Origin of the sequence: Halomonas urumqiensis, assembly GCF_003028575.1 — a bacterium.
Lineage (GTDB): Bacteria > Pseudomonadota > Gammaproteobacteria > Pseudomonadales > Halomonadaceae > Halomonas > Halomonas urumqiensis.
This window is the reverse complement of sequence record NZ_PYUD01000001.1, coordinates 394609-419739: the sequence shown is the minus strand read 5'-3', so window position 1 is coordinate 419739 and position 25131 is coordinate 394609. Positions and strand designations below refer to the sequence as shown.

Below are 25131 nucleotides of genomic sequence, written 5' to 3'. Positions count from 1 at the left end.
CGATAGCATTCATTTACATGTTTCGTTGATTCTTGATCAGTCTCTATGATCCCGAATGATCAACACCAGCATGCTGGCGATAAAAGCCAGAAAGATGGTGACGATGGCGAATACGCTGGCGTTGTAGAGCCTGTCCGGGCTGGTGGCGTATTCCGGGTACAGTGGGCTTTGCAGCACGCTGACCTGCTTGAGCTTGCGCGCTGCTTCCAGGCGGGTGCTCTCGAGCGCCCCCAGCGCGCTGGAGTAGGTTTCCTGGGCGAACATGGCACGCAATTCCAGGGTCTGGTATTCCGCCGAAATACGATTGAGCGAATTTCCCGTGGCCTGGGCCAGGCGGTCACGCTGCAGATCGATCTGCTCACGCATCGCGGTGATTTCACTCTGTACGCGGCGCATCTCGGAGGATTGCTCGCTCTGGAAGCTGGCCAGCGCATTGCGCTGAGCCTGCAGCCGCGCCAGTTCACCTTCAAGGGTGGCCACTACCTGATTGATGCTCTCCACGGTACTGGTGGGCGACACCAGGCCATGTTTGTTCTGGTAGGCCAGCAGTTCGGCGCGCGCCTCGTCTAAGCGGTCATCCAGGCGCTCGAGCTGCCCTTCGAGAAAGCGTACCTGCTCCTCCGCCAGGCGCCGGCCCATTTCGTTCATGTGCGCCTCGCCCGCTTCGAGCAACAGGCTGGCCATGGCGTGGGCGAAATCCGGCGTATAACCCTCAACTCGGATGTTGAGCACCCCGGCGTATTCGTCCATCTCGACTTCGACACGGCGCAGGTAGTACTTGTGCAACTCTTCAATGGGAGCTTCGGCGTCCAGCAGGCGAGCGAAAAGATCCCCGTGCTCGCTGTAGTGGTCACGGAAGTCGAGCTCTTCCTGAATGCGCTTGAGCATATCCACGGAGAGCAAGTGCTCGCGCAACAACAGCAGGTCGCTAGAACCCGAGGTGCCAGTGAGAATCGAGGAAAAATCCATTTCCGGCTGGGCGATCTGCGGGCTTTCCAGCACTACGGTTGCCCGCGAGACATAACGCTCCTCGGCCCAAAGGAACCAGTAGAGGCCAACGACCACGATGGCCATGATGGCCACTGCCCAGTGGGGTTGCGATTTGATGAATTGTTTCATTCAGTGTGGCTCGATATCGAATAACGTGGATAGATTTAAGTGAGCGCCCTTCGGGCTTGTGAGCGCGCTGCGCGCTTGTGAGGAGTGAGGAGTAACCCCTTAAAAGCGAAGCGTTAACAAGCGAAGCGCTTACCCTTCTCCGTTCTGTAGTTCCTGGACCGTTTGCTTCGCCTTGTGAAGCTGGTTGCGCGCGCGTTTGAACGCTTGCTGTAACTCGGCCAGCTGTGGCTCCGGCAGCCCATCGGCCTTGCCTTGTTCCCAGCGCAACTTGGCGGCATCCAACCTGGCGCGAGCCTTGATGCGGCGCTGGTTGGCTTGTACGAAGGTAAGGCTGGCGGTTGGCTTGCCGGCACCTGCGGGAGCAGGCATTGCTTTATCGCTCGTGCCCTTAGCCTTGGCCGTGGGGTTGGTTTCTTCGTGATAGGCCTTGATGGCGTCGTTGATGTCGTCGTACCAGGTCGCCTGGCCATCCTTCAGGTAGACACCCGCCTGACACAACTCCTTCAGGATGCCCTCGCTGTGCGAGACCATGATCAGGCTGGCCTGGCCGACCTTGTCCTTGAAGGCCTTGGATGCCTTGGCCTTGAAGGCACGATCGCCGACGGAGGTGGCCTCGTCCGAGAGGTAGACATCGAAATCGAACGCCAGCGACATCCCGAAGTTGAGCCTGGCCTTCATGCCTGAGGAATAGGTACGGATGGGCTCATCGAAGGCATCGCCCAGTTCCGCGAAGTCTTCCACCTTGTCGATGACATCGTGTACGTCATAACCGCCGCCATGCACACGCGCCACGAACTTGACGTTTTGCCGGCCTGTCATGCTGCCCTGGAAACCACCCGCCAACCCGATGGGCCACGACACCCGGCTATGGCGAATGATCTCTCCGCGTTCAGGGGTATCCATGTCGGCGATCAGCTTCAGCAGGGTCGATTTCCCTGCGCCGTTGCGCCCCAGCAGCCCGACACTCACCCCTTTTGGCAGCGTCAGGTTGATGTCGCGCAATACCCAGTCGCTGCCATGGTGGTTGTGGTAGCGCTTGTATAAGCCTTTAATCTCGATCATTTGGCCTTCAACCGCTTGACGAACCGCACATGCAGCAGCATACCGAGTGACAGGCAGTTCAGTGCGAACAACCAGAAGTAGATGCCGCTGGTGCCGTGAACCGCCACATAGCCTTCGAAGAAGCCGAGGCGCAGAATTTCAATGCCATGCACGATGGGGTTGTACATCAGGTACTCGAGCAGCCAGTGTGGCAACTGATTCAACGGCAGAATCACCCCGGAAAGAATCAACAGCGGTAACGTAAGCATGCGGACTACCTTGGCGACTTCCGGTACCAACGTACCCAGCACTGAAACGATAAGCCCAAGCCCTAGCCCCAGGCACCAAAGCGAGAACCAGAAACTCATGGCGAGCAGGGCATCATCGGGGGCAATATCCAGCCCCAGCATCAGCCCACCAGCGATGAATAGCAGGAACACCAGGGTGCGCAGCATGCCTTCAAGGAAAGTGCGCACCAGCACTGTATCGATGGGCTGCACCTGGCGGTAGGCGAACAGCGCGCTGTTGGCATCCACCGCACCCAGGCTGCGTAGCATGCCTTCACGCACCAGGAAGAAGCCCATCATGCCGACGATCATCCAGGGAATGAAGTCGGCCCCCACGATCAACTGGTCGCCACGAATGAAGCCGCGAATGGCCACCATGATCATGGTGAAAGCCGCGGGCTCGAAGATCATCCAGAACCAGCCCATGCGGTCGGCCATGGTGCGCGATATGGCCTCGCGCATGAACATGGCGTACCACACGCTGCGGGTGACCTGCCAGGGGGTGCGCCCGCGCCGGGTGGATTCAGGATTCGTTGGTTGAACCATGTTTCTCTTCAGTTGGTAGGTTGATGATCAAAGCAATCCCCGCTGCCAAGGGACTCGGCTTTACCCACAGTGAATCGTGAACTAAACACATTTGCCGATGAGTAGCGAAGGTGCTTGATCTCTTTCTGAACGACTCGCTCAAGAAAGACGAGCCGCTCAGTGGTATTGTTCTTCATCGAACAGCTTCACTCCCTGGTGGCTGGCTATCCTGTGGATATCCAGTTGCTCGAGGTTCGGGGCATTGAGCAGAATATCCACCTTGCGCCCATGCATGGCGCGCATGATCTTCACGCTGATTTTCGCACTGATCTGGGCGGGGTGCTCAACCTCGCGATCGAGCTCGATCAGAAGATCAATATCCCCTCCCTTGGCATCGTCATCGAGTCGTGAGCCGAACAGCTTGACCTGTGTGTTCGGCCCTAACTCCTCAGCAACGATCCGCTGGATACGCTGTCTCTGAATTTCCGTCAAACGCATACGATGGCCTCGACGCTTGCTCAGCCTACAAATCAATCGCCACTTTAGTCGCCACGGCGATCTGATAGAGGATCTGGGTGAGGCTGGTGGCCAGTTGCAGGTTCTTGGTGGGCACCTTGGGCATCACGAGGATCTCGTCGCCGGGCCGCAGGGTGACGTTGTCGGCGTTCTCGACGGCGCCGTTCTGGCGTACCACCAGGATGTGGTCGTCGTCGGCGCGCTGGGTGAAGCCGCCGGCGCCTTCCACGTAGTCACGCACGCTCTTGCCCTGGTTGTAGACCACCGCCTGGGGCACCACGATCTCGCCGCTGATCAGGATCGAATCCGATACTTCAGGGATGGTGATGACATCGCCATCCTGCAGGCGGATATCGGTGATGCGGTCGTTGTGGGCCACTACCAACCGGCCATTGGGCTCGACTTCCGCGGCACGCTCGACGAACGACTGAATCAGCTCGGCCTCGCGCAGGCGAATCTGTGCTTCTTCGTTGGTGGCCGAGGAGGCACCGAGGTAGGTGGTTTCCAGCCGTCGCAGGCTGTCTTCCAGGGATTGACGCTGCTGGTCGGCGACGCTTTCGCGGCGCAGCGAGACGCTACGCACGGCGGTCATGTCCTGCGGCACGGCGACGGCATCGAGCAGTTCGCTCAACCGGGCATTGCGCGGCAGCGCGTATCGCGAGGGACCGTAGTAGCTGCCTTCCACCTGCACCACGATGGTTTCGTCGCGCTGATCGGCGCTGAACAGCACTTCGTCGCCGCTGCTGATCATCTGTCCACTGAAGGCGTTGAGCGGGTAGTAACGCGCAAAGGGGCCATCGTCACGCGAACCGCGCACCAGCACATGGGAGACGCCGGATTTCAGGCGCGCCAGGTTGACCACCTCGGCACCGGTGAGGCGGTCCCCGGTGAGCTCGTAGCGGTACTCGCGGTGCACGTCGCCGACCACGGCGATGGAGGGGCCACGCTCTTCCACCACCACAGTGTCGCCATCGCGGAACTGCGGGCGGGGAATATCACCATTGATAAGGAAGTCGTAGAGGTCGACATTGGCGACGGTCTGGTTGTCGCGCATCACCCGGATGCGGCGATAGCTGCCCAGGGTGTCATCGATGCCACCGGCCTGATCGAGGAAGTACAGCAGCGAATCGCTGGGCGTGCCGGCATAGCGGCCGGGATTGTCGACGTAACCCGTGACGAAGACACCGACCGGCTGCACGCCCTGGACGTTGGTGTAGACCTGCACGTTTTCCGGATACACCGACTGAATGGCCTGACGCACCGAGGCATCGAGTTGCTGGCTGTTCTGACCCTGCACGGGCAGTGGGCCAATGCTCGGGATGAAGACGTTGCCTTGCGCATCGACCGTGAGCACGCTCTCGATCTCGGCGGCTCCCCAGACACGCAGGGTGACCTGGTCGCCCGGCTTGACTCGATATGAGGGGTTCAGGCCATCGGCCATGGTGCCACGAAAGCCCCCTTCGAAGAGGTTGGCGCCGAAGGGTGGCAGGCTGTCGGCGGCCTCGTCGAGCTGTTCCTGGGGCACCGGGCCGTAGGTGCCTTCACCGCGCCAATCGGCTCGCGGCTGCTCATCGATCTGTTCGGGAATCGCCTGGGCCTGTTGTGACTCAGGCAGCATGCCACTCGGCAAGCTGACCGACTGCGCCTGGGCGAACATGGGCAAGGCCATACAAAGCAGGCCGCACAGCGCAGTGCGAACGCCCCCATTCCCTCTACGTCTCAGTGCCTGGCTCATCAGCGTGCACTCCCTGTAGTAGCTGTTGCATCGGTCACCAGACGCCGCGCCTGCCAGCCTTCAGCGGTTTCGCAGGCCACGGCCTGACGGTTGGACGCATTGGCCGTGACGATCCGCAGCTTGCGGCACTCACGCCCGCTGGCGGAAAAATAGGGGGCATCGGCGATGACCTCGACATTGGCCCCCCAGGGACTTTCCGCCAGATTGACCACGGCACCGGCCGGTGCCTGGGCCAGGAAGCCGTTGAGATTTTCATCCAGAGCGGTGCCCGGTGCACCGCTCACGGTGCCGCCAGCGGAAAGGTCGGACATGCCGCTTTGTGCCGCGCAACCAGTGAGCGCCAGGCCAAGCAAGGCAACCAGGGCCGTTTGGCACCATCGTGAAGAGCGCTGGGGTGAGATCAGTATCGACATCGCGGTTCCCTGAAGAGTCATGCTGCAAAGATGGCATGCCATGAGAAAGCATGGTGAAACGGGTTATTGAAGACTGGCCGTCGCGAAATAGGCTGTTGATGAACGCTGTTGAGGAAATGCCAGCTCAGGCGTTCAGGCACGCTACCGCCCAGGGATTTTACCGGGCGCATTCCCATGCCCTGCCGACATCACCCTGAGCCGAAGTCATGAGGCGGCTCAAGGGGAAAATTGAGGATGCCATTTTAGGTGACGTGGCCTTTAACCTCCAGCCAAACACCCGCCGAATTGAAATTAGCACGGCAAATAACAGAATCGCAGAGCACCTTGCGCACCACGCAAAAAAGCCGGCCCTTGTGGGGCCGGCTTCGTTAGCCATTGGGCTTCGCTCTTCCAGTTGCTGGCAAGTGCCAGGCTTAGAAGTGGTAGCGAGCGCCAGTCAGCCAGTACATGTCGTCGCCGTCGGCGGTGACGTCGGAGTCCAGGCCGTCGATAGTGACGTTGATGGACTGCTGGTCAGCCTGCTGCAGCTCCAGGAACACATCGAAGTTGCTGGAGACGTTGTAGTAGGCGCCAGCGGCCCAGGAAGTGCGGCTATCGGCGTTGTCCGGGTCGATGTTGTAGACGTCGGCGTGGAACTTCCAGGCGTCAAACGCGTAGGTACCGCCCAGGCCGATGGTGTCGTAACCACCGCCACGCACGGTGTGGTCGTCACGCATTTCATAGCCGATGCGGCCAGAGAAGCCAGGCATGAACTCGTAAGACGCGGTGGTGCCGTAGATGTTCTCACCAGTGCCGCCGCCGCGCACGGTGCCTTCGGCGTAACCGAGGGCCAGACGCAGTGCGTCGATTTCGTAGGTCGCACCACCCTGGGTGGCCACCACGGAACCGCGTGACGGCTCGACGTCACCACGATCGGAATAGTGCTTGGCACTGATGAAGGCGGTGAAGCCTTCCAGGTTCGGAGTGATGTAGCCGATGGAGTCGCCACGCGCCTGCTCGCCACCACCGTTGGAACCGGTGACAGAGGCGTTCTGGGTCAGCTCCAGACCACGGTCGAGGTAGACGTCGAACGGCGAGGCAACGAAGCTGTTGTAGAAGCTGTCGTAGTTACCGGCCTGAACGGTACCGTAGGCGTTGCTGCGCAGGCCGATGTAGCTGTGACGCACTTCGTTGAAGCCCTGAGCGGTGTTGCGCTCATCGCCGGTGAAGCGCCACTCGACACGACCGAAGGCGGTCACGTCGGAGTTGACCATATGGCTCATGGTCAGGCCCAGACGGGAATAGACATCGACGAACTCTTCGCCGTTGTCGATCAGCTCGTCATTGGCATTGTACTCGGGGCCGCCACCGCGGATACCCATGGCGATACGGCCATTGACGTCCAGCTTGGTGCCGTCCTGGTCATAAACGGTAGCTGCCTGGGCGGTAGCGGCGGAGAGGGCCACGGCGCCGGCGATAGCAGTCGCTAACAGTGTCTTTTTCATGATCTCGGTTCCTTTGACTAGCTTTCTGTTTCGATCGTTTCTGCCATTTTTGCCACTCGGATTATCCGGTGGGTCGAGGCAGTCGGCTTGCCGGGCATGCTCTTTTTCCATTCCTGCCTTGCTCCCTCCCGGGAGGCGTGCAGATGGGTGTCATCGCCTCAGTCAAGCCTTGTTATAGTCCAATGCTCGCAGGAAGAACTTTATACCGAGCAATTCGGGAACGCAACCAGAAAAAACACTGTTTTCCTTCGTGCCGGATCGTCCCTACGGAACCTTCCCCTGCGATCAGTGTCGTGATGCCCCGTTACCCTGAACCGGTGAACGGGTATCGCCGAACGTGAACATCATGCCCAGCGCATGTGACATTGGCAAGTCAGCTAACTGTCAACGCTGCATAAGCTCATGCGATAAGCACGACCCATGGAGGCGGCCGGTGCAAACGGTGTTCGCGAACAACCCGTCTTTAGAACCGTGCTTTGCGCCATCTTATGCGCCGCCTTGTGCGCCGTTCTATGCACCGTACATTTCATCCAACCGATCAGACCGGTGGCTGGGGGCTCACTGCTGATTGTGCTTGGCGAGCAGTGCCGAAAGCTTCTCTTCCAACGTGGCGGGCGTGGCTTGGTGCGCACCACCCTGCGACGTTATGTCGCTGGCGGGGGCTGGCTCTTGCATGACGGGCTCTTGCTTGGAGGGGCCTGACTTGCGGGGCTGGTTTTTTGCTGGGCCGGGGTTGGCTTGCGGGCCTGAACCAGGTTTTTGGCCGCCGGACTTTTGGCCAATGGGCTTGTGACCAGTGCCGGGCTTGCGACGCTCGCTCTGCAATCTATCGAGCTTCTTTCTGGCATGCTCGGCTGCCTTGCTGTCGACGCTACCGGCAGGCTTGCCTTGCAGGTCGATACGCTCGGCGCCCTCTCGCACGGCCTTCAGGTAACGCGGCAGATTCACGTAACAGGCAAGCGCCCGCTTGACGAGTTTTTCGGGCCATGGCTCGAGGGCGGAGAGTTCCTCGTGAATGCCGACCTTCAGCGGGCGCGTATGGCCCTTGAAGAAGGCGTTGCCATAGCGTTGGTACCATTCTGCAAGCAATGCTTGCGGCGAAGGCGCATCGCCGATGGGCAGATCGTTCTGGCCGGGCTGGGTACTGGCCGCCGGGGATTCGGTAGCTTGCGACGTGACGAATGGGTCAGCTGACCGATTCTGTGATGCCGACGCATCAGGGCGGGATGCTTTAGAGGCTGCCTGTTGCTGGGCTGATTCGCTTCTGGCTAGATCGTTGTGGGCAGGATCGCTTTGGGCTGCCTCATCCGGCGCTTTCGCTTTGGCCTTGGCGTCATCGGCGACGCGGAGCTTGGCGTGTTCGGCCGGGGGCCTACGACCCATCAGTGCCGAGAGCCCCTGAGAGCGGCGCGCCGATCGCGGGAAGCGCCCTTCGCTTTCGTCAGGGTTGCCGGCCAGGCGCTCATGTAGATGACGGTTGTGCTCTTCGAGCTCGCGATTCTGCTCGTCGAGTTCGCGGTTTTCCTCGAGCAGTTCCAGGCGGCTGGCGTTGTGCTCACGCAGGCGGGCATCCAGCTCGGCAATCCTTGCCTGAAGCGCCTGTCGCTGGGCGCGTTCTGTTTGCAGCGTGGCAAGCAGGGTCTCGGTACGACCCTCCAGGGCGTCCAACAGACGGGTTGAGCGTTCCTCGTTCAAACCGGTTTCCTCCAGGCAAGCTCTTGTTGAAGGGCTTTTTTGATCAACAGGGTGAGTCTGTGCCAGTTATGGCGACATGACAAATGTCGCCCTGTGCCGACAGGCGTTTTGTCGGCACAAGCTTGTCGAAAAGAGTGCCGACACGACTAAGAGCGCCGACATATTCACCCCCTCCGCTGATACACCACAAAGCGGTAACCGGGCTGGCCCTCGGCGGGGCTACCCGCGACGCGCTGCACTTCTTCCCATTCGGCCATGTCGAGTTCAGGAAAGCGTGCATCGCCTTCCACCTCGATATCGACCTCGGTGAGGTACAAGCGGCTGGCACTGGGCAGCGCCTGGGCGTAGATCTCGGCGCCACCCATCACCATGATTTCGTCGCTGGCATCGATGGTGGCCTGCTGGTCGGCCAATGCCAGTGCGGCGGGCAGGTCATGGCACACCCGCACGCCGTCATGGGCGAATTCGGTGTCGCGGGTGACCACAATATTGAGACGCCCCGGCAACGGGCGACCGATCGACTGAAAGGTCTTGCGCCCCATCACCAGCGGCTTGGCCTGGGTCATGCTCTTGAAGAACTTGAGATCTTCCGGCAAGTACCAGGGAAGCTGGTTGTCCACGCCGATCACCCGGTTGCGAGCCATGGCGGCGATCATGGCGATGGGGATCAGGGTCTCGTCGGTCATACCGCCACCTCGGCCTTGATGTGGGGATGCGGGTCGTAGTCTTCGATGGCAATGTGCTCGAAGCGAAACGCAAACAGGTCATCGATGCTTGGCTCGAGCGTAAGGCGCGGCGCGGCGCGAGGCGAGCGTGAAAGCTGCAGCTCGGCCTGCTCGAGATGGTTCATGTAAAGGTGGGCATCGCCCAGGGTGTGGATGAACTCGCCGGGCGCCAGGCCACAGACCTGGGCGATCATCCGCGTCAGCAGCGCGTAGCTGGCGATGTTGAAAGGCACGCCCAGGAAGATATCGGCACTGCGCTGATACAACTGGCAGGAGAGCCGCCCTTCGGCGACGTAGAACTGGAACAGGCAGTGGCATGGCGGCAGGGCCATCTCGTCGACCAGGGCCGGATTCCAGGCGGAGACGATCAACCGTCGCGAGCCGGGGTTGGTGCGAATCTGCTCGAGAAGCGTGTCGATCTGATCGACATGGCCGCCACCCGGCGCCGGCCAACTGCGCCATTGATAGCCGTAGACGGGGCCGAGATCGCCATTCTCGTCGGCCCATTCGTCCCAGATTCGAACCCCATGCTCCTTGAGATAGGCGATGTTGGTGTCGCCGCGCAGGAACCACAGCAGTTCGTGAATGATCGAGCGCAGGTGCAGCTTCTTGGTGGTGACCAGCGGAAAGCCCCGCGCCAGGTCGAAGCGCATCTGGTGGCCGAACACCGAGCGGGTGCCCACCCCGGTGCGGTCGTCACGCTCCACGCCGGTTTCCAGCACGGTACGCATCAGGTCCAAATAGGGTTGCTCGAGAGCGGGTTGCTCAAGAGCGGGCGACTCGGAAGTGGACATTGTATCGTCAATCACGGTGGCTTCGACGGCTGGGAAATGGGTCACTCATTCTACACAGAGGCCAGCATGGCCGTAAGGCTCAAGCTGGAAGGCAGAATGACGTCACCAGCCTTGTGGTCAAGTCTTTCCTTCCAGCTTCCAGGAGCGAAGCGACGCTCTTCAAGCTTCAAGCTCCCCGTTAAGGGGTGGGCTGGCGGCGCGACCAGACGATCAGCAGCACGCCGAAGACGATCATCGGTACCGTCAGCAGCATGCCCATGGTCACCCAGCCGAAGGCGATGAAACCGATATGGGCGTCCGGAAGACGCACGAACTCGACGAGAAAACGGAACACACCGTAGAGCGAAAGGAACAGGCCCGAGATCATCCCGCGTGCGCGCGGCTTGGCCGACACGAACCACAGCACCACAAACAGCACCAGCCCTTCGAGCAGTGCCTCATAGAGCGCCGAGGGATGACGAAGCTCAGGCCCCATGCCGGGAAACGGCATACCCCAGGGCAGTTCGGTGACCCGCCCGGGCAATTCGCGGTTGATGAAGTTGCCGATGCGCCCTGCCCCCAGGCCGATGGGCACCAGAGGGGCCACGAAATCGGTCAGCGTGAAAAACGCCAGTTGTTTCTTGCGGGCGAACCACAGCGCCGCCAGCAACACCCCGATCAACCCGCCGTGGAAACTCATGCCCCCATCCCAGACCCGGAAGATCCACAGCGGGTCGGCAAGCCACTGGCCCATGCCGTAGAACAGCGCATAGCCAAGCCGCCCACCCAGCACCACCCCGAGCGCGGCATAGAAGATCAGATCGCCGATGTCGTCGTGGGTCAGGCCAATACGCGCGGCGCGCTTGCGCCCCAGCCACCAGGCGGCCACGAAACCGATGACGTACATCAGGCCATACCAATGCACCTGGAAAGGCCCCAGGGCGATGGCCACGGGGTCGATATCGGGGTAGTTCATCACGAATCCTTCTGGCTATCGGATGGGGTGTCGAGTGGCGTGTCGAGTGGAGTGTCGGATGGTGGAGCGAAAGGCGTGTCGAAATGGCCGGGAAGCCAGTGACGAACACATTCGATCAGCGCATGCGGACGGTACGGTTTGGCCAGGTAGTCATCAAGACCGGCTTCGCGGAAGCGGCGGCGATCCTCGTCACTGGCGTTGGCGGTCAGGGCCACCAGAATGCTGCGCCGGCCGGGAAAACGTCGCGCTTCGCGCGCTCGCCAATGCCGGCTGGCCTCTACACCGTCCATGCCAGGCATGTAGATATCCATCAACACCATGTCGAAGGACTCGACATCGAGGCAGGTCAGGGCTTCCTCGCCCGAGGTGGCGGTGCGCACCTCAAGCCCCTGGCGCTCGAGCACCTGGCGGGCCAGCATCAAGTTGACCGGGCCGTCGTCGACGATCAACACCCTTGGCGCCTGATGCTCTTGCGCTGTCGCGCTGTCGGGTTGGCGCTGTTCGCCGGAAATCCCGGCAAGCAGGGTCGCGACATCGCTCAGCCGCTCGCGAAATTCGTGCACGACCTGCTGGTAGTCACTGCCAGTCACCTCGTTGGCATCCCGAGCCAACAGCTCGTCCATGCGCTCGATGAGCGGATAAAGCTCACGTCCCAGCAACGCCAGGTAATCGGACTTGAGTCGCGATTCCTCGCGCGCACGGTCTCGCCCTGCAAGCAGCCTGTCGAGACGCCGCTCGCGCAGCGCCAGGTCACCCTCTAGCCCCTGCAGCCGCCGCCGCAGGCCTTCGTCGGCGGTGGCTTCCACGCCTTCAACCTCCGTTGCCCTGGAGGGCATGGCTGAAGCGTCGGATGTGGCCGCCCGTGATTGGCCATCGGCTTGCCGGCGCTGAAGCCACAACAGGCAGACCACCAGATTGAGGCTGCTGGCCATCAGCAATGCCAGCATCACCCAGAAGGTCGCGGCGGGGTGAACCAGGTAGGCGAGCAGCCCCAACGCCAACAGGGCTCCCTGAACCAGCAGCGCGACGAGCGGCAACGGCTGGACCTGTGGCAACATGATGAGGCTCCTTGGATGACTCGGTCTTCGTTTTCGTCCCTGGCTGACAAGCGAGTGTACGATGTCGCGACACGCCTGTCATGGCATCCAGTCGCCACCCTTCCCCACCAACCGGCAAGCCGTTAAGCTGCTGCGATGTGCCTGATTGCCTTCGACCACAACCCCTCAAGCCCCTGGCGCTTGCGCCTGGTGGCCAACCGCGACGAGTTTCATGCTCGCCCGGCGGCGCCGCTTGCCGTCTGGCCGGATGCCCCGGACATCATCGGCGGGCGCGACCTTGAAGCCGGTGGCACCTGGCTCGCCGTGCATCGTCAAGGGCGATTCGCCGCGGTGACCAATGTGCGCGCACCAAGCCTTGCGGTACCTGACGGCGCACCCAGCCGTGGGGCCCTGGTGCGTGACGCACTGGAGCAGCCGGACCTGCCCGGCTGGCTTGACACCCTGGCCAGCGGCGCGGCGACCGCCTACGCCGGCTTCAATTTGCTGGCAGGCGACGGCCAACGCTTGTGGCACCTGCATCGCGGGCTGGATGGCGTATCCCTCATGGAAGTGCCACCCGGCCTGCATGCGGTCTCCAATGCCAGCCTCGACACCCCATGGCCCAAGCTGATCGCCGCCCGCCAGGGGCTGGCGGCGAGCCTTCATTCGGGGCAATGGCCACACCATGCCCTGGACGCCATGGCCGACCCGCATGTCGCGGACGATTCGCAACTGCCGGACACCGGGGTCGGCCTCGAGAAGGAACGCTGGCTCTCCTCGGCTTTCATCGTTGGCGAGGAGTACGGCACCCGTGTCACCACCTGGCTTGGATGGCACGCCAGTGGCCGAATCGAAATAGGAGAAAGACGCTTCGCCAGAAACGGCGAGGCGCTGGGGGAAACCGAGATAGAGCTGGAAGCTTGAAGAGCGTCGTTTCGCTCCTGGAAGCTGGAAGTTAAAAGCGAAAACCTTGACCAACTCCAGCTACCTGGCTGATTTGACTTGTTTAATCTTCCAGCTTCAAGCTTCCGGCTGTTGCTAATCCCTGGGCGGTAGCAGATGCGCCAGATTCCAGCCTTCCATCCTGCTGGTGAGGTGCTCGTGAACCGCACGCGGGGAGTCGAACTTGAGGGTCTCGTCGAGCAGATCCCTGGCGCTTTGCAGCGGTACCCGACGAATCGCGGCGCGCACACGCGGCAGGCTCGGCGCGTTCATCGAGAGCGAGCTGAACCCCATGCCCATCAACAGCAAGGCGCCCGCCGGATCACCGGCCAGTTCGCCGCATACCGAGGTGGGCATGGCCAGGCGGCGGGAATCCGCCGCCAGCCGCGACATCGCGCTGAGCACGGCCGGATGAAGCGGGTCGTAAAGCTCCGCCACACGCGGATTGTTGCGATCCACTGCCAATAGATACTGCGTCAGATCGTTGCTGCCCACCGAGAAGAAGTCGACCCGCTCGGCAAGTGCGTCGAGCTGATAGAGGGTCGCCGGCACTTCCAGCATCACGCCCACCTTCGGCCGCCCTACCTCGACCCCCTCCTCGCCCAGTTCGACGATGGCACGTTCGAGCAGCCGCAACGCGACATCGACTTCATCGACGTTGGTGACCATCGGCAGCAGCACCTGCATGTTGTCGAGCCCCTGTGAGGCACGCAGCATGGCGCGCAACTGCACCATCAACACTTCGGGGTGATCCAGGGTGACGCGGATGCCGCGCCAGCCAAGGAAGGGGTTGGCTTCCTCGATGGGGAAATAAGGCAGATCCTTGTCGCCACCGATGTCCAGCGTACGCATCACCACCGGCAACGGCGCGAAGCTTTCGAGCTGATCGCGATACAGGCGTGTCTGCTCCTGTTCGCCGGGGAAGCGCTCGGTGATCATGAACGGGACTTCGGTGCGGTAGAGCCCCACGCCACTGATACGGCTCTTCAGAGAAGCCACCGCATCCACGGCAAGCCCGGTATTGACCATCAGCGGCATGAGATGGCCGTCGGGCGTCAGGCTGGGCAAATCCTGTTCGTGCTCCAGCACCTCGGCAAGCGCCTGTTCTTCGGCGATCAGGCTGGCGTAGTGGGCTTCGAGTTCGGCGCCAGGGCGAACGAACAGCCGACCTCGATGGCCATCGAGAATCACTCGCGCCCCACCGAGCCGCGGCAACGGCAGATCGACCATGCCAAGCGCGGTGGGAATGCCCATGGCGCGGGCAATGATCGCCACATGGGAAGTGCTCGAGCCGCGTACAGAGACGAGACCGGCAAGCTTGTCGCGCGGGACCTCCCCAAGCATCGCCACGCTTATTTCATCGCCCACCAGGATGGTGCTGTCGGGGTAGACATCCGGCGTCTGGGGGGTGTCTTCCTGCAGGTGGGCAAGCACCCGGCGGCCCAGGTCGCGAATATCGGCGGCGCGCTCGCGCAGGTAGTCGTCGTCGACCCGCTCGAGGTATTGCACGTGGCGGCGCACCACATCGGCCAGGGCCCCGGGCGCCCACTGCCCCTCTCGGATGCGCTTCTCGACCTCCTGGGAGAGTGCGGCCTCGCCCAGCATCTGCTGATAGACATCGAACAGCGCCAGTTCCTGCGCCGAAATGCGGTTGGCCAGGCGCTCGCCCGCCGAGCGAATTTCCTCCCGCACGACACCCAGCGCCTCCTTGAGCCGCGTGATCTCGTACTCGATGTCGGTGGGAACGAGGTCAGCCACGCTGTTGAGATCGGCCGGCGGGGCAATGACCACCGCCTCGCCGATCGCCATGCCGGGCGAGGCAGCCACGCCACGAAAGGTCACCTGGCCATCCAGGCTGCGTCGTGACAGGTTGCCGGTAGCCAGCGCATGGGCCAGCACGCCGGCCAACTGCGCCGCCATGGTGACCAGGAAGGCTTCGTCTTCCTCTACATAGCGACGCTTCTCGGCCTGTTGTACCACCAGCACGCCAAGCATCTTGCGCTGATGGATGATCGGCACGCCCAGAAAGCTCGAGTAGCGCTCCTCGCCGGTGGCCTCGAAATAGCGGAACTGCGGGTGGCTCTGGGCATCCTCGAGGTTGAGCGGTTCCTCGCGACTGGCTACCAGGCCGACCAGGCCTTCGCCAATCGGTAATTCGACCTGGCCCACCGCCTGGGTGCGCAAGCCGATGGTTTCCATCAGCACCAGCCGGTCGAGCTCCGGGTCATACAGATAGAACGAGCAGACGTCGGTACGCATCGCCTTGCGAATGCGACGCACCATGGTGGAAAGCGCCGCATCCAGGTTGCGTGCCCCGTTGACTTCCTGTGTGATGCGGCGCAATACCTCGAGCATCGGCGGTCCATCATTCATGTGTATTTTCTTCATCATGGCGCCCGAGTCGCTTGGCGGCGTGGCGGAAAATTGATATGCCCCGTCAGACCCGCCTACGGAGGCGGTGTTCCATCCTCTTCCGCCTGGAATCGTTCATACCCGGAGTCCTTGCAAGTCCAGGTATTCGAAGCCGGCTCGTCCCTGTCCGGTTCCTCGACGAACAGCGCTAACCGAAACCCAGGGCCAGACGCTGTGCCCTGGGTGAAAGCTCGCGCAGCGCGCGACGATAGACTTCGCGCTTGAACGGCACCACCTGGCCAAGCGGGTACCAGTAGCTGACCCAGCGCCAGCCATCGAATTCCGGCTTTGGCGTGCCATCCATGCGGATATGGCTCTCCTGGCAGCGGATCCTGAGCAGGAACCATTTCTGCTTCTGGCCGATGCACACAGGCCGGGAATTAGTGCGAATCATGCGTCGCGGCAGGCGGTAGCGTAACCAACCTCGGGTGCAGGCCAGGAGCTCGACGTCATCAGCCGTCAAGCCGATCTCCTCGTGGAGTTCGCGAAACAGTGCCTGTTGCGGTGTCTCGTTCGCCTTGATGCCTCCCTGGGGAAACTGCCACGCATTCTGCCCTACACGACGCGCCCATAGCAGTTGCCCCTGCTCGTTGGCGATGATGATGCCAACGTTGGGGCGAAAGCCGTCAGCGTCGATCACGGACTTCACCTTATCAATCCAATATTGAAGCCATTCTTCCACAAGGCCACGAAGCGCATCAATACAACATCCATGCCAGGCGCACGTGGCTCGAAGCGCGGGGCGCCTTCTGCCATAATCGCCGACCTTATCGCCACCATGACATGACCCGAGGAAAATGTAGTGAGCCTTGCCATTTTCGACCTGGACAATACCCTGATTTCGATCGACAGCGACCATGCCTGGGGCGAATTTCTGCTCGAACAAGGAGCCGTCGACCCGGTCGCCTATCGCGAGGCCAACGACCGATTCATGGCGGACTACGCTGCCGGCACCCTGGATATGCACGCCTTCCTCGAAGTGGCATTGGCACCGCTTGCCGAGAACAGCCCCGAACAGCTGGCCGCCTGGCATCAGCAGTTCATGGCCAGCAAGATCGAACCGCACATCCTGGCCAAGGGCGAGGAACTGGTGGCGCGCCATCGCACCCGCGGTGACACCTTGATGATCATCACCGCCACCAACCGCTTCATTACCGGGCCGATCGCTGGACGCCTGGGGATCGATCACCTGATCGCCGTGGAGCCAGAGATCGTCAATGGTCGTTACACCGGAAAGCCCAGCGGCACGCCCAGCTACCGCGAAGGCAAGGTCATCCGCCTGGAAGCCTGGCTGGCCGATACCGACCTGACAATGGATGACGCCTGGTTCTACAGCGATTCACACAACGACCTGCCGCTGCTCGAAAAGGTCGAGCACCCGGTCGCCGTCGACCCCGACGACACCCTGCGCCAGGAAGCCGAGAAGCGTGGCTGGAAGATCATCAGTCTGCGGGATTGATCAGTTGGCCGAGCAGTTCCGGATCTCGGGGGATCAGCCCGACCCTGAGACCGAGTGGTCGAAATACCCGATCCAGCAACTCGATAGTCGCGTTGCCTTGTCCCCTCTCCAGGTCGGAGAGGGTTCTGCGGCTTACCCCCACCAAACGCGCGTAGTCATCCTGGGAAAGCCCCAACACGTCCCGGCGCAACGCACGCAATAGCTGTCCTTCACTGATTTCGTCCCGCATCAGTTGCCGAGCAAGCATCAGCAAACGCGCTTCACGCTGGCGGGGCTCGAGTGACGGTCGCTTCATATCAACGCCCATCGACTCAGCCGCGCGTCAAGACTGGCAAGCCCCACCGACGGCATGCCGAGTATTCTCTCGGGGACGCCTCGCTGCCTCAACCGACCGGAAAGCCCCGCCAACTCACTCGCAAGCTGCCGCAGTGCCTGCATGATGCGATCCGGTGCGGCGTGGGTGGAAAGAGCCTCGGCTATGGCTTGCCAGTCATAATCGCCGCCCACTTCGAAAGGCGCCCCCCAGCGCGTGGTGCGTGTCACGCCTTCAGGGTCGGCCTTCATCGGTGCAAAGTCGTAAACCGGCGCCAGCCAGATGCCTTCAGGGCGCTTGATCAATGCCGTGTTTCGGCCATGATTGTCCGAATTGCCAAAGGCCACGTTAAGCAGATCACGACGCACCCACTCGACGACGAAAGCCTCGGCATCGAACCACTCACCGAGCTCTCGGACCCGATACTGATTGGCAAGGGTCTTCAGCAGACTCTCGAGAACGGCGAAATGGTTGAGATGGGTTCCCGGCGGCACTCCCATCAACGCATAGATCGACTCCATGCCATTGCGTACAAGCTCGCCCACCCGGTGCTCGACATCGAACCTCGGCAGCCACAACGATGGGTATCGCTCTCCCTCGATGAGCCTCATTCCGCCAGTGGCGATGGTTTCGACACCTAGTGCGTGCAGTTCCTGATAATAATGGTACTCGGCACGCAGAATGTCGCAGTCGTCAGCGCTGCGTCGGCCTCGCGGGAATTTCACCAGATAAAAGGCGTCGGTGCAGCCAGGATCGTCTTGCCAGGTATCGATCCACACCTGATCGTCGGGAGTACAACGCAGCAGAAGTTTTGGTGCCTCGCCGCCAGCACCGGTAGCACCGCCACTGGCGGCTCCCATCTGCTGGGCATATTCGAGAAAGTCGGTGTCTCGCTCTACCACCTCATTGACGGTGAAGCGCCGTTGATCAAGTGCCAACCTGTCGGAATGCGTGGGCACGGCTTCCTTGATCCTCATGTTACCCACCGGGGCAATGGTGCCATGCCTCAGCAGTTCCACATCTTGCTGGCCAGGCGACACGCCCTGCAGCCCCAACTGGTTGATCCAAAAGCGACGACTGGCCCCCGCAGGCATGATGTCCTCGAGAAAACCGAACCAACGAGGGGCACGATGATTGAGCATCAGCTCCACCGGAAGCGAGAGACTACAGGCATGCTCATCGTCTCGAAACATCCAATCCAGCGCGTAAGCCTGATAGTACATCAACCGGCAGGAGCCACGAGTCCCCTTCTCAGGCTCGGGAAACTCGACAATGGCGGCATCTCTCCAATGCGACCGGTCATACAGCTGTAAGGTAAGTTCCATGACTGGTGATTACCATTTTGACAATGCGCATTATGCTGCTCATAGCGTAGTCCAGCATCGATAAAATGAGAAATCTAATGCACAAAAGACTGCAGCAACACAGTTTTTGAGCAGTATACAGCTCATAATACCCCTCCCTATCTCCTTCAGTTGCAGCACGCCACGGAGATGCTCTTCGGGCGCAATCACATAGAAAACCCCGCCAAGCACAGCCTGGCGGGGTTTTCTTACAGCTTAAAGCTTATGGCTTAAAACTGGGGTGCTTACGGCTTACCGCTGGTGTTAGCCCAGCAGGTGCTCGACGGCGGCGCGTTCCTGGCGCAACTCGTCTTCGGTGGCCTTCATCTTCTGCTTGCTGAAGTCGTCGTGCTCGAGGCCCTGGACGATTTCGTAGCCGCCGTTCTTGCACACCACCGGGTAGGAATAGATGATGCCCGGCTCGATGCCGTAGCTGCCATCGGCGGGGATACCCATGCTCACCACTTCATCGGTGCCCAATGCCCAGTCGCGCATGTGGTCGATGGCGGCGGAAGCGGCGGAGGCGGCGGAGGAAGCGCCACGCGCCTTGATGATGGCGGCGCCACGCTGCTGCACGGTGGGAATGAAGTCGTTCTCGTACCAGTCACGCTCGACCAGTTCGGCGGCCGGGGTGCCGGCGACCTTGCAGTGGGCGATATCAGGATACTGGGTGGCGCTGTGGTTGCCCCAGACGACCATGCGCTCGACATCGGTGACGTGCTTGCCGGCCTTCTGGGCCAGCTGGGTCTTGGCGCGGTTGTGGTCCAGGCGCATCATCGCGGTGAACTGGCCCGCGTCGAGATCCGGCGCGTTGCAGGAGGCGATCAGCGCGTTGGTGTTGGCCGGGTTGCCGACCACCAGCACACGCACGTCGCGGCTGGCGTTGTCGTTGAGTGCCTTGCCCTGCACCGAGAAGATCGCCGCGTTGGCTTCCAGCAGGTCCTTGCGCTCCATGCCCGGGCCACGCGGACGGGCGCCGACCAGCAGAGCGAAGTCTGCATCCTTGAACGCAACATTGGCATCATCGGTGGCGATGATCTCTTGCACCAGCGGGAAGGCGCAGTCGTTGAGCTCCATGACGACCCCGTTCAGGGCGTCCATGGCCGGAGTGATCTCGAGCAGTTGCAGGATGACCGGCTGATCCTTGCCAAGCATGTCGCCGGCGGCGATACGAAAGGCGAGGGAGTAGCTGATCTGGCCGGCGGCGCCGGTGATGGCAATACGAACGGGCTGTTTCATGGTTGCTCCTGTGGTTTCAACTGCAGGGGTTTCGACAGCAGGGTTTCAACTGCAAGGACCGGAAAACGAATCGCCAAGATGTTATGCCTGCAGTGCACAAAACTCAATGCGACCTAAATAGGGTGAAGTGTGAGGTGTGAGCAAGCAGTGCGGTCGTGAGCGGTGAATGTAAGGCGCGGGTGGTGAAGGGAGAGGCGTGAGGAGTATGCTGGCTCTTTCATGCTCCGCTGATGGACCACACCCGCATGACGCGTCGTCTTCCCCCGTTTTCGGCATTATTGGCCATCGTGCTTGTCCTGCTGCTTCTGCTGTGGCTTGCCTTTGGCGACCTGCAACGCTTCAAGGACGAGCCGCCGGATGCCGAGGTGGCGACCGAACAGCCCGATCTCGAGCGCGTGGAAGTCATCACGCTCGATGCCGAGGCCCATACCCCACGCCTGATACTGCAGGGGCAACTGGAAGCCCACCGCGAACTCGAGCTGCGTGCCCGACAGGCGGGCCGGGTGGCGGCATTGCCGGTCACACAGGGCAGCCATGTCGAGGCGGGCCAGGTGCTCCTGGAACTTGCCGAGGACGAGCTTCCCGAGCGTCTCGAACAGGCGGAAGCGGCACTGGCCCTTGCTCGCGCGGAACTCGCTGGCGGCAGTCAGCTGCGTGAGCGTCAGTTGATCTCCAATCCTGAATATCTTCGTCTGCAGAGCCAGGTCGCCACCGCGGTGGCCGATTTGGCCGGCCTGCTCCGACAGCTGGCTGACACCCGGCCCGAGGCGCCATTCGACGGCGTGCTCGACCGCCTGGATGTGGAGCTTGGCGAGCTGGTGCAGGTCGGCGAGACCTGGGGGCGGCTGGTCGACGACTCGCGCTTGACCGCCAGCGCCGCTGCCGCTCAACGCGATGCGCTTTCGCTGGCACCGGGGCTGTCCGTGGACGTACGCACGCTAGATGGCTCGCGCCTGACAGGAACGCTGACTCATATCGCCAGTCGCGCCGATGAGCAGACCCGTAGCTTCGCCGTGGAAGTAAGCGTGGACAACCCCGAGCGACGACGCCTGGCCGGGGCCAGCGCCAGCCTCGAAATCGCCTTGCCCGAACGGCGCCTGCACCGCTTCTCCCCCGCCCTGCTGGTACTCGACGACCAGGGTGATCTGGCCGTCAAGCACCTCGATGACCAGGATCGTGTGAAGGTCACTAGCGTGGAACTGGTGGAAGCCAACGCCGAGCAGGCCTGGGTGGCTGGCCTGCCCGACACCGTGCGCCTGATCACCCTGGGCGGTGGCTTCGTCGAGTCCGGTGAAAGGGTCGACCCGGTGGAGGTGGAAAGCGCTGAGCCGGGCGAACGGGATGACAGCGTACCCACTGGCGAGATGCCCTGAGTATGCGCACCTTGATTGCCGCCGCCATGGCGCGCTCGCGTACCACGCTGATGCTGCTGATCGCGCTATTGCTGGCTGGGCTTGCCGCCTGGCAATCGGTGCCCAAGGAGGCCAATCCGGATGTGCCGATTCCGATGGTCTATGTCTCGCTATCGCTCGAAGGGGTGAGCCCCGAAGATAGCGAGCGGCTGCTGGTGCGGCCCATGGAGCAGGAACTGCGCGGCATCGAGGGCGTTCGCAAGCTGACCGCCCAGGCCACCGAAGGTCATGCCGCGATCACCCTGGAGTTCGATGCCGGCTTCGATGCCGACCAGGCGCTCACCGATGTACGCGAACAGGTCGACATCGCGCGCAGCGAGCTACCCGCCGAAGCCGACGAGCCACGGGTCATTGAAGTCAACGTCGGGCTGTTTCCGGTGCTGTCGATCGGCATCTCGGGGGAGCTCGAGGAAGCCCAGCGATTAGCCGTGGCGCGCCGCCTCCAGGAGGAGATCGAGGGCATCGCCGAGGTACTGGAGGTCGAGATTGGCGGCGACCGCGAGGATCTGCTGGAGATCGTCGTCGACCCCTTGGTGCTGGACAGCTACGGCGTCGACTTCGACGCCCTGTTCAACCTGGTCAGCGCCAATAACCGACTGGTGGCCGCCGGCAGCCTGGATACCGGCGCCGGCCGCATGGCCTTCAAGGTGCCGGGGGTGATCGAGAGCCTCGATGATGTGATGAGCATGCCGGTCAAGGTGGATGGCGACCGGGTTGTGACCTTCGGCGATGTGGCCTGGATTCGCCCGACCTTCAAGGATGCCCAGGGCTATGCCCGCATCGATGGCGAGCCTGCCCTGGTACTGGAGGTTTCCAAGCGTGCCGGCGCCAACATCATCGCCACCATTGCCCAGGTAGAGACTCTGCTCGAGCAGGCCGACGAGTTGATTCCCGAGGCGCTAACCATCACCACCATCATGGATCAGTCCGAGACCGTTCAGCAGATGCTCGATGAGCTGCTCAACAACGTGGTCACCGCCGTGGTCCTGGTGCTGGTGGTGGTACTGGCGGCCATGGGCCTGCGTTCGGCGCTGCTGGTGGGGCTGACCATTCCCGGCGCCTTCCTGACCGGTATCCTGCTGATCTGGGCGCTGGGTTTCACGCTCAACATCGTGGTGCTGTTCGCACTGATTCTGGTGGCGGGCATGCTGGTGGATGGTGCCATCGTCGTCTCGGAACTCGCCGACCGCCACCTGCACCAGGGCCAGCCCCCGCGCGAGGCCTGGCTGAATGCCGCCTCCCGCATGAGCTGGCCGGTGATCGCCTCCACCGCCACCACCCTGGCGGTGTTCTTGCCGCTGCTGTTCTGGCCGGGGGTGGTCGGTGAGTTCATGAAATACCTGCCGGCCACGGTGATCCTGTGCCTGCTGGCCTCGCTTGCCATGGCACTGGTGTTCCTGCCGACGCTTGGCAGCGTGTTCGGCGGCAAGGCATCCGTGAACGCCAAACGAGCCGACCAGGTCAGCGCCGGTGGACGCGCCTACCGCAACGTGCTGGCGACACTGTTGGCAAGGCCCGGCCTGACCCTGCTGTTCTCCCTGCTGCTCATCGCGCTGGTCTACACCGCTTACGGGCGTTTCAACCATGGCGTCGAGTTCTTCCCCGCCGTCGAGCCCGACAATGCCCAGGTGCTGGTTCGTGCCCGCGGTGACTTCTCCATCGAAGAGAAGGACGCCGTGGTGCGTCGTGTGGAGGCAAGGCTGTCGGGCATTAGTGAAGTACAGGCGTTGTATGCGCGCTCGTTCGCTGCCCCCAATGACCAGATGGGCAGCGACGTGATCGGCGTGCTGCAGTTTCAGTTGATCGACTGGCAGAAGCGTCGTCCGTTCGATGCCATCGCACGCGACATGCAGCAACGCACCGACAATCTCGCCGGTATTGAACTGGAGTTCCGTGAACAGGAACAGGGCCCGGCCGCCGGCAAGCCCATCGTGCTGGAGATCAGTGCCCACGACGAGGCGTTGACCAACCGGGTGGTGGACGGGCTTCGTGGACTGATGAACGAGCTTGGCGGCTTTCGCGATATCGAGGACAACCGCAGCCTGCCGGGGGTTGAATGGCAGGTGAATGTCGACCGCGAAGCGGCGGCGCGCTTCGGCACCGACGTGGTCAGCGTGGGCAGCGCCGTGCAGCTGATCACCACGGGGCTGCAGGTGGCGAGCTACCGCCCGGCGGGGGTCAACGACGAAGTGGATATCCGCGTTCGCCTGCCGGAAGACTTCCGCTCGCTGGACCAGCTCGGCCGCCTGACCCTCAACACGCCTCGCGGCCAGGTGCCGATCTCGCACTTCGTGTCGCTGGAACCCGCGCCCAAGGTCGGCACCCTGCACCGGATCGATGGGCGGCGCGCGATCACCCTGGAAGCCGATGTGGCACCGGCCGAGCGGCCCGACGAACGGCTGCAGGCGCTACTCGAGGCGGCCGGCCAGCCGCCGGAAGGGGTATTCGTCAATGTCGCCGGTGAACAGGAAGACCAGCAGGAAGCCATGACCTTCCTGGCCACCGCCTTCCTGGTGGCCATCGCCCTGATGGCGTTGATCCTGGTGACCCAGTTCAACAGCCTCTACCAGGCCGCCCTGGTGCTCTCGGCGATCATCTTCTCAACCGCCGGCGTGCTGCTCGGCCTGCTGGCCAACGGCCAGTCGTTCGGGATCGTCATGGTGGGCATGGGGATCATTGCACTGGCGGGCATCGTGGTGAACAACAACATCGTATTGATCGATACCTACAACCAGTTGCGCAACGAGGGCATGCCACCCGGCGACGCCGCACTGGAAGCGGGTGGCTTGCGCCTGCGGCCGGTGCTGTTGACCGCCGTCACCACGGTACTGGGTCTCGCGCCCATGGTGCTTGGGGTCAACGTCAACCTGTTCGCGCCGAGCCTTGGCATCGGCGCGCCTTCGACCCAGTGGTGGACCCAGCTTTCCAGCGCCATCGCCGGAGGCTTGACCTTCGCCACCGGCCTGACGCTGCTGCTCACCCCCTGCATGCTGGTGCTGGGGGCCAAGTGGTTGAAGACGAGGTAAAGGTAGCTTCAAGCTCCCGGCGAAGCCGGGTCAAAGCTGTGAGCGAAGCTCGGCCCGGGCAGCTTCGGGGGCGTGGGCGGCGTGCAGGCGGGAGATCAACTGGTCTTCCAGGGTGAAGCGTTCGGTGAGACCACGCGCCAGGCGTTCAAGCCAGGCAGGCAGGCGGCCAAGGTGCTGCATGACCTTCACGGGGCTTTCGTAATCGGCATCGAAGGAGAGCACCAGTTCGGTGGACAACTCGAGCCGCTCCAGCAACTGATCGGCAAGGGTTAGTGCCTTGTCGTCTTCGAAGGCGCGGGCCTCCTCGCGCAGTTGCGGATACACCTCGAAGTGACCGGCGCTGATGTAATCCATCAACAGCTCGCTGAAGGCGTCGATGCGCTCCTTGCTGACCGCTTCGAGCTCGGCATCGCAGGCTTCCTTGAGCTCGACGAAATTGACCAGCAGTTCCCGCCGCTCATCCAGCCAGCGATCAATCAGTTGGTGCACGCCGCCCCAACGTTCCAGTGCATTCTTGCAATCTTCCAGCATGGGGCCTCCCTTGAGAAATACTGCACAAATGCCTGCGCGGGCAAATCACTGCGTTGCGCGGTGCGCGATCTCCTCACCTATACCCCATAGGCTCCGGTGTCTGTGCTCCGTGCGCCTTGTGCTTCACT

Annotated in this window: 22 protein-coding genes; 4 read left to right on the top strand and 18 right to left on the bottom strand. The window is 62.1% G+C overall.

The window, feature by feature from the left end; all coding sequences use genetic code 11:
* Positions 1-36: 36 nt before the first annotated feature.
* The 12 genes from C6V82_RS01830 to C6V82_RS01775 all read right to left on the bottom strand — a co-directional run bounded on the left by C6V82_RS01830 (position 37) and on the right by C6V82_RS01775 (position 12347).
* On the bottom strand, positions 37-1119 hold the full coding sequence (locus C6V82_RS01830) for a KpsE/RkpR family capsule polysaccharide export protein (protein WP_102589185.1): 1083 nt from the start codon (positions 1117-1119) through the stop codon (positions 37-39).
* A gap of 129 nt (positions 1120-1248) precedes the next feature.
* On the bottom strand, positions 1249-2181 hold the full coding sequence (locus tag C6V82_RS01825; RefSeq protein WP_102589184.1) for an ABC transporter ATP-binding protein: 933 nt from the start codon (positions 2179-2181) through the stop codon (positions 1249-1251).
* Entirely contained in the window at positions 2178-2993 is an 816-nt protein-coding gene (locus C6V82_RS01820) for an ABC transporter permease (protein WP_102589183.1), read from the bottom strand. The genes C6V82_RS01825 and C6V82_RS01820 overlap by 4 nt, the downstream gene beginning before the upstream one ends.
* 156 nt (positions 2994-3149) lie before the next feature.
* Positions 3150-3470 (bottom strand): nucleotidyltransferase domain-containing protein, encoded by a 321-nt coding sequence (locus C6V82_RS01815; RefSeq protein ID WP_102589182.1) that lies wholly within the window; start codon positions 3468-3470, stop codon positions 3150-3152.
* 25 nt (positions 3471-3495) lie between these two features.
* The gene (locus tag C6V82_RS01810; RefSeq protein WP_229843109.1) at positions 3496-5157 is read right to left on the bottom strand and encodes a polysaccharide biosynthesis/export family protein; all 1662 of its coding nucleotides are present in this window, start codon (positions 5155-5157) and stop codon (positions 3496-3498) included.
* 65 nt (positions 5158-5222) lie between these two features.
* Positions 5223-5636: a DVU3141 family protein gene (locus tag C6V82_RS01805; protein ID WP_102589180.1), complete on the bottom strand. Its 414-nt coding sequence runs from the start codon at positions 5634-5636 to the stop codon at positions 5223-5225.
* 413 nt (positions 5637-6049) lie between these two features.
* A complete protein-coding gene (locus C6V82_RS01800; protein ID WP_102589179.1) occupies positions 6050-7120 on the bottom strand; it encodes a porin in 1071 nt (356 codons plus the stop codon).
* A 558-nt stretch (positions 7121-7678) separates the two neighbouring features.
* Positions 7679-8815, bottom strand: coding sequence for a ProQ/FINO family protein (locus C6V82_RS01795; RefSeq protein WP_229843071.1), 1137 nt, complete (start codon positions 8813-8815; stop codon positions 7679-7681).
* Between the two features lie 164 nt (positions 8816-8979).
* Positions 8980-9501 carry a dihydrofolate reductase gene (locus tag C6V82_RS01790; protein ID WP_102589178.1) on the bottom strand — a complete coding sequence of 174 codons (522 nt, stop codon included), beginning with the start codon at positions 9499-9501 and terminating at the stop codon, positions 8980-8982.
* A complete protein-coding gene (locus tag C6V82_RS01785) occupies positions 9498-10334 on the bottom strand; it encodes a thymidylate synthase (RefSeq protein ID WP_102589177.1) in 837 nt (278 codons plus the stop codon). Before C6V82_RS01785 ends, C6V82_RS01790 begins: the two co-directional genes overlap by 4 nt.
* A 178-nt stretch (positions 10335-10512) precedes the next feature.
* A complete protein-coding gene (lgt, locus tag C6V82_RS01780; RefSeq protein WP_102589176.1) occupies positions 10513-11292 on the bottom strand; it encodes a prolipoprotein diacylglyceryl transferase in 780 nt (259 codons plus the stop codon).
* A complete protein-coding gene (locus tag C6V82_RS01775) occupies positions 11289-12347 on the bottom strand; it encodes a response regulator (protein WP_102589175.1) in 1059 nt (352 codons plus the stop codon). The genes lgt and C6V82_RS01775 overlap by 4 nt, the downstream gene beginning before the upstream one ends.
* Before the next feature lie 135 nt (positions 12348-12482).
* Between C6V82_RS01775 and C6V82_RS01770 the strand changes: the two genes are divergently transcribed.
* A complete protein-coding gene (locus tag C6V82_RS01770) occupies positions 12483-13250 on the top strand; it encodes an NRDE family protein (RefSeq protein WP_102589174.1) in 768 nt (255 codons plus the stop codon).
* Between the two features lie 114 nt (positions 13251-13364).
* Here C6V82_RS01770 and ptsP read toward each other — a convergent pair whose 3' ends face one another.
* Both ptsP and C6V82_RS01760 read right to left on the bottom strand, forming a co-directional pair.
* Positions 13365-15623, bottom strand: coding sequence for a phosphoenolpyruvate--protein phosphotransferase (gene ptsP, locus C6V82_RS01765; protein WP_102589695.1), 2259 nt, complete (start codon positions 15621-15623; stop codon positions 13365-13367).
* A 205-nt stretch (positions 15624-15828) separates the two neighbouring features.
* Positions 15829-16320, bottom strand: a complete 492-nt coding sequence (locus tag C6V82_RS01760; RefSeq protein WP_102589694.1) for an RNA pyrophosphohydrolase — start codon at positions 16318-16320, stop codon at positions 15829-15831.
* Between the two features lie 162 nt (positions 16321-16482).
* Here C6V82_RS01760 and C6V82_RS01755 point away from each other — a divergent pair, with 162 nt between their 5' ends.
* A complete protein-coding gene (locus C6V82_RS01755) occupies positions 16483-17139 on the top strand; it encodes a histidinol-phosphatase (protein ID WP_102589173.1) in 657 nt (218 codons plus the stop codon).
* Here C6V82_RS01755 and C6V82_RS01750 read toward each other — a convergent pair.
* From C6V82_RS01750 to C6V82_RS01740, 3 genes are all read right to left on the bottom strand, one after another.
* On the bottom strand, positions 17123-17434 hold the full coding sequence (locus tag C6V82_RS01750; protein ID WP_102589172.1) for a helix-turn-helix transcriptional regulator: 312 nt from the start codon (positions 17432-17434) through the stop codon (positions 17123-17125). The genes C6V82_RS01755 and C6V82_RS01750 overlap by 17 nt on opposite strands.
* Complete coding sequence (locus tag C6V82_RS01745; protein WP_102589171.1) at positions 17431-18777, bottom strand: type II toxin-antitoxin system HipA family toxin; 1347 nt, start codon at positions 18775-18777, stop codon at positions 17431-17433. The genes C6V82_RS01750 and C6V82_RS01745 overlap by 4 nt, the downstream gene beginning before the upstream one ends.
* Positions 18778-19059: 282 nt before the next feature.
* Positions 19060-20034 (bottom strand): malate dehydrogenase, encoded by a 975-nt coding sequence (locus C6V82_RS01740; protein WP_102589170.1) that lies wholly within the window; start codon positions 20032-20034, stop codon positions 19060-19062.
* A gap of 245 nt (positions 20035-20279) precedes the next feature.
* Here C6V82_RS01740 and C6V82_RS01735 point away from each other — a divergent pair, with 245 nt between their 5' ends.
* Both C6V82_RS01735 and C6V82_RS01730 read left to right on the top strand, forming a co-directional pair.
* Positions 20280-21407, top strand: coding sequence for an efflux RND transporter periplasmic adaptor subunit (locus tag C6V82_RS01735; protein ID WP_102589693.1), 1128 nt, complete (start codon positions 20280-20282; stop codon positions 21405-21407).
* Between the two features lie 2 nt (positions 21408-21409).
* On the top strand, positions 21410-24472 hold the full coding sequence (locus C6V82_RS01730) for an efflux RND transporter permease subunit (protein ID WP_102589169.1): 3063 nt from the start codon (positions 21410-21412) through the stop codon (positions 24470-24472).
* Positions 24473-24502: 30 nt separating this feature from the next.
* On the opposite strand, the gene rsd is transcribed toward C6V82_RS01730, so the two are convergent.
* On the bottom strand, positions 24503-25003 hold the full coding sequence (rsd, locus tag C6V82_RS01725; RefSeq protein WP_102589168.1) for a sigma D regulator: 501 nt from the start codon (positions 25001-25003) through the stop codon (positions 24503-24505).
* Positions 25004-25131 lie beyond the last annotated feature (128 nt).

What these genes read in the sequence shown, in the direction of transcription:
- C6V82_RS01800 (WP_102589179.1), bottom strand. Translation starts at nt 7,120, where the DNA reads ATGAAAAAGACACTGTTAGCGACTGCTATCGCCGGCGCCGTGGCCCTC.
- C6V82_RS01770 (WP_102589174.1), top strand. Translation starts at nt 12,483, where the DNA reads ATGTGCCTGATTGCCTTCGACCACAACCCCTCAAGCCCCTGGCGCTTG.
- C6V82_RS01805 (WP_102589180.1), bottom strand. Translation starts at nt 5,636, where the DNA reads ATGTCGATACTGATCTCACCCCAGCGCTCTTCACGATGGTGCCAAACG.
- C6V82_RS01790 (WP_102589178.1), bottom strand. Translation starts at nt 9,501, where the DNA reads ATGACCGACGAGACCCTGATCCCCATCGCCATGATCGCCGCCATGGCT.
- C6V82_RS01820 (WP_102589183.1), bottom strand. Translation starts at nt 2,993, where the DNA reads ATGGTTCAACCAACGAATCCTGAATCCACCCGGCGCGGGCGCACCCCC.
- C6V82_RS01750 (WP_102589172.1), bottom strand. Translation starts at nt 17,434, where the DNA reads ATGAAGCGACCGTCACTCGAGCCCCGCCAGCGTGAAGCGCGTTTGCTG.
- C6V82_RS01775 (WP_102589175.1), bottom strand. Translation starts at nt 12,347, where the DNA reads ATGTTGCCACAGGTCCAGCCGTTGCCGCTCGTCGCGCTGCTGGTTCAG.
- C6V82_RS01745 (WP_102589171.1), bottom strand. Translation starts at nt 18,777, where the DNA reads ATGGAACTTACCTTACAGCTGTATGACCGGTCGCATTGGAGAGATGCC.
- C6V82_RS01735 (WP_102589693.1), top strand. Translation starts at nt 20,280, where the DNA reads ATGACGCGTCGTCTTCCCCCGTTTTCGGCATTATTGGCCATCGTGCTT.
- C6V82_RS01740 (WP_102589170.1), bottom strand. Translation starts at nt 20,034, where the DNA reads ATGAAACAGCCCGTTCGTATTGCCATCACCGGCGCCGCCGGCCAGATC.
- C6V82_RS01815 (WP_102589182.1), bottom strand. Translation starts at nt 3,470, where the DNA reads ATGCGTTTGACGGAAATTCAGAGACAGCGTATCCAGCGGATCGTTGCT.
- C6V82_RS01810 (WP_229843109.1), bottom strand. Translation starts at nt 5,157, where the DNA reads ATGGCCTTGCCCATGTTCGCCCAGGCGCAGTCGGTCAGCTTGCCGAGT.
- C6V82_RS01825 (WP_102589184.1), bottom strand. Translation starts at nt 2,181, where the DNA reads ATGATCGAGATTAAAGGCTTATACAAGCGCTACCACAACCACCATGGC.
- C6V82_RS01785 (WP_102589177.1), bottom strand. Translation starts at nt 10,334, where the DNA reads ATGTCCACTTCCGAGTCGCCCGCTCTTGAGCAACCCGCTCTCGAGCAA.
- ptsP (WP_102589695.1), bottom strand. Translation starts at nt 15,623, where the DNA reads ATGCTCGAGGTATTGCGCCGCATCACACAGGAAGTCAACGGGGCACGC.
- C6V82_RS01730 (WP_102589169.1), top strand. Translation starts at nt 21,410, where the DNA reads ATGCGCACCTTGATTGCCGCCGCCATGGCGCGCTCGCGTACCACGCTG.
- rsd (WP_102589168.1), bottom strand. Translation starts at nt 25,003, where the DNA reads ATGCTGGAAGATTGCAAGAATGCACTGGAACGTTGGGGCGGCGTGCAC.
- C6V82_RS01830 (WP_102589185.1), bottom strand. Translation starts at nt 1,119, where the DNA reads ATGAAACAATTCATCAAATCGCAACCCCACTGGGCAGTGGCCATCATG.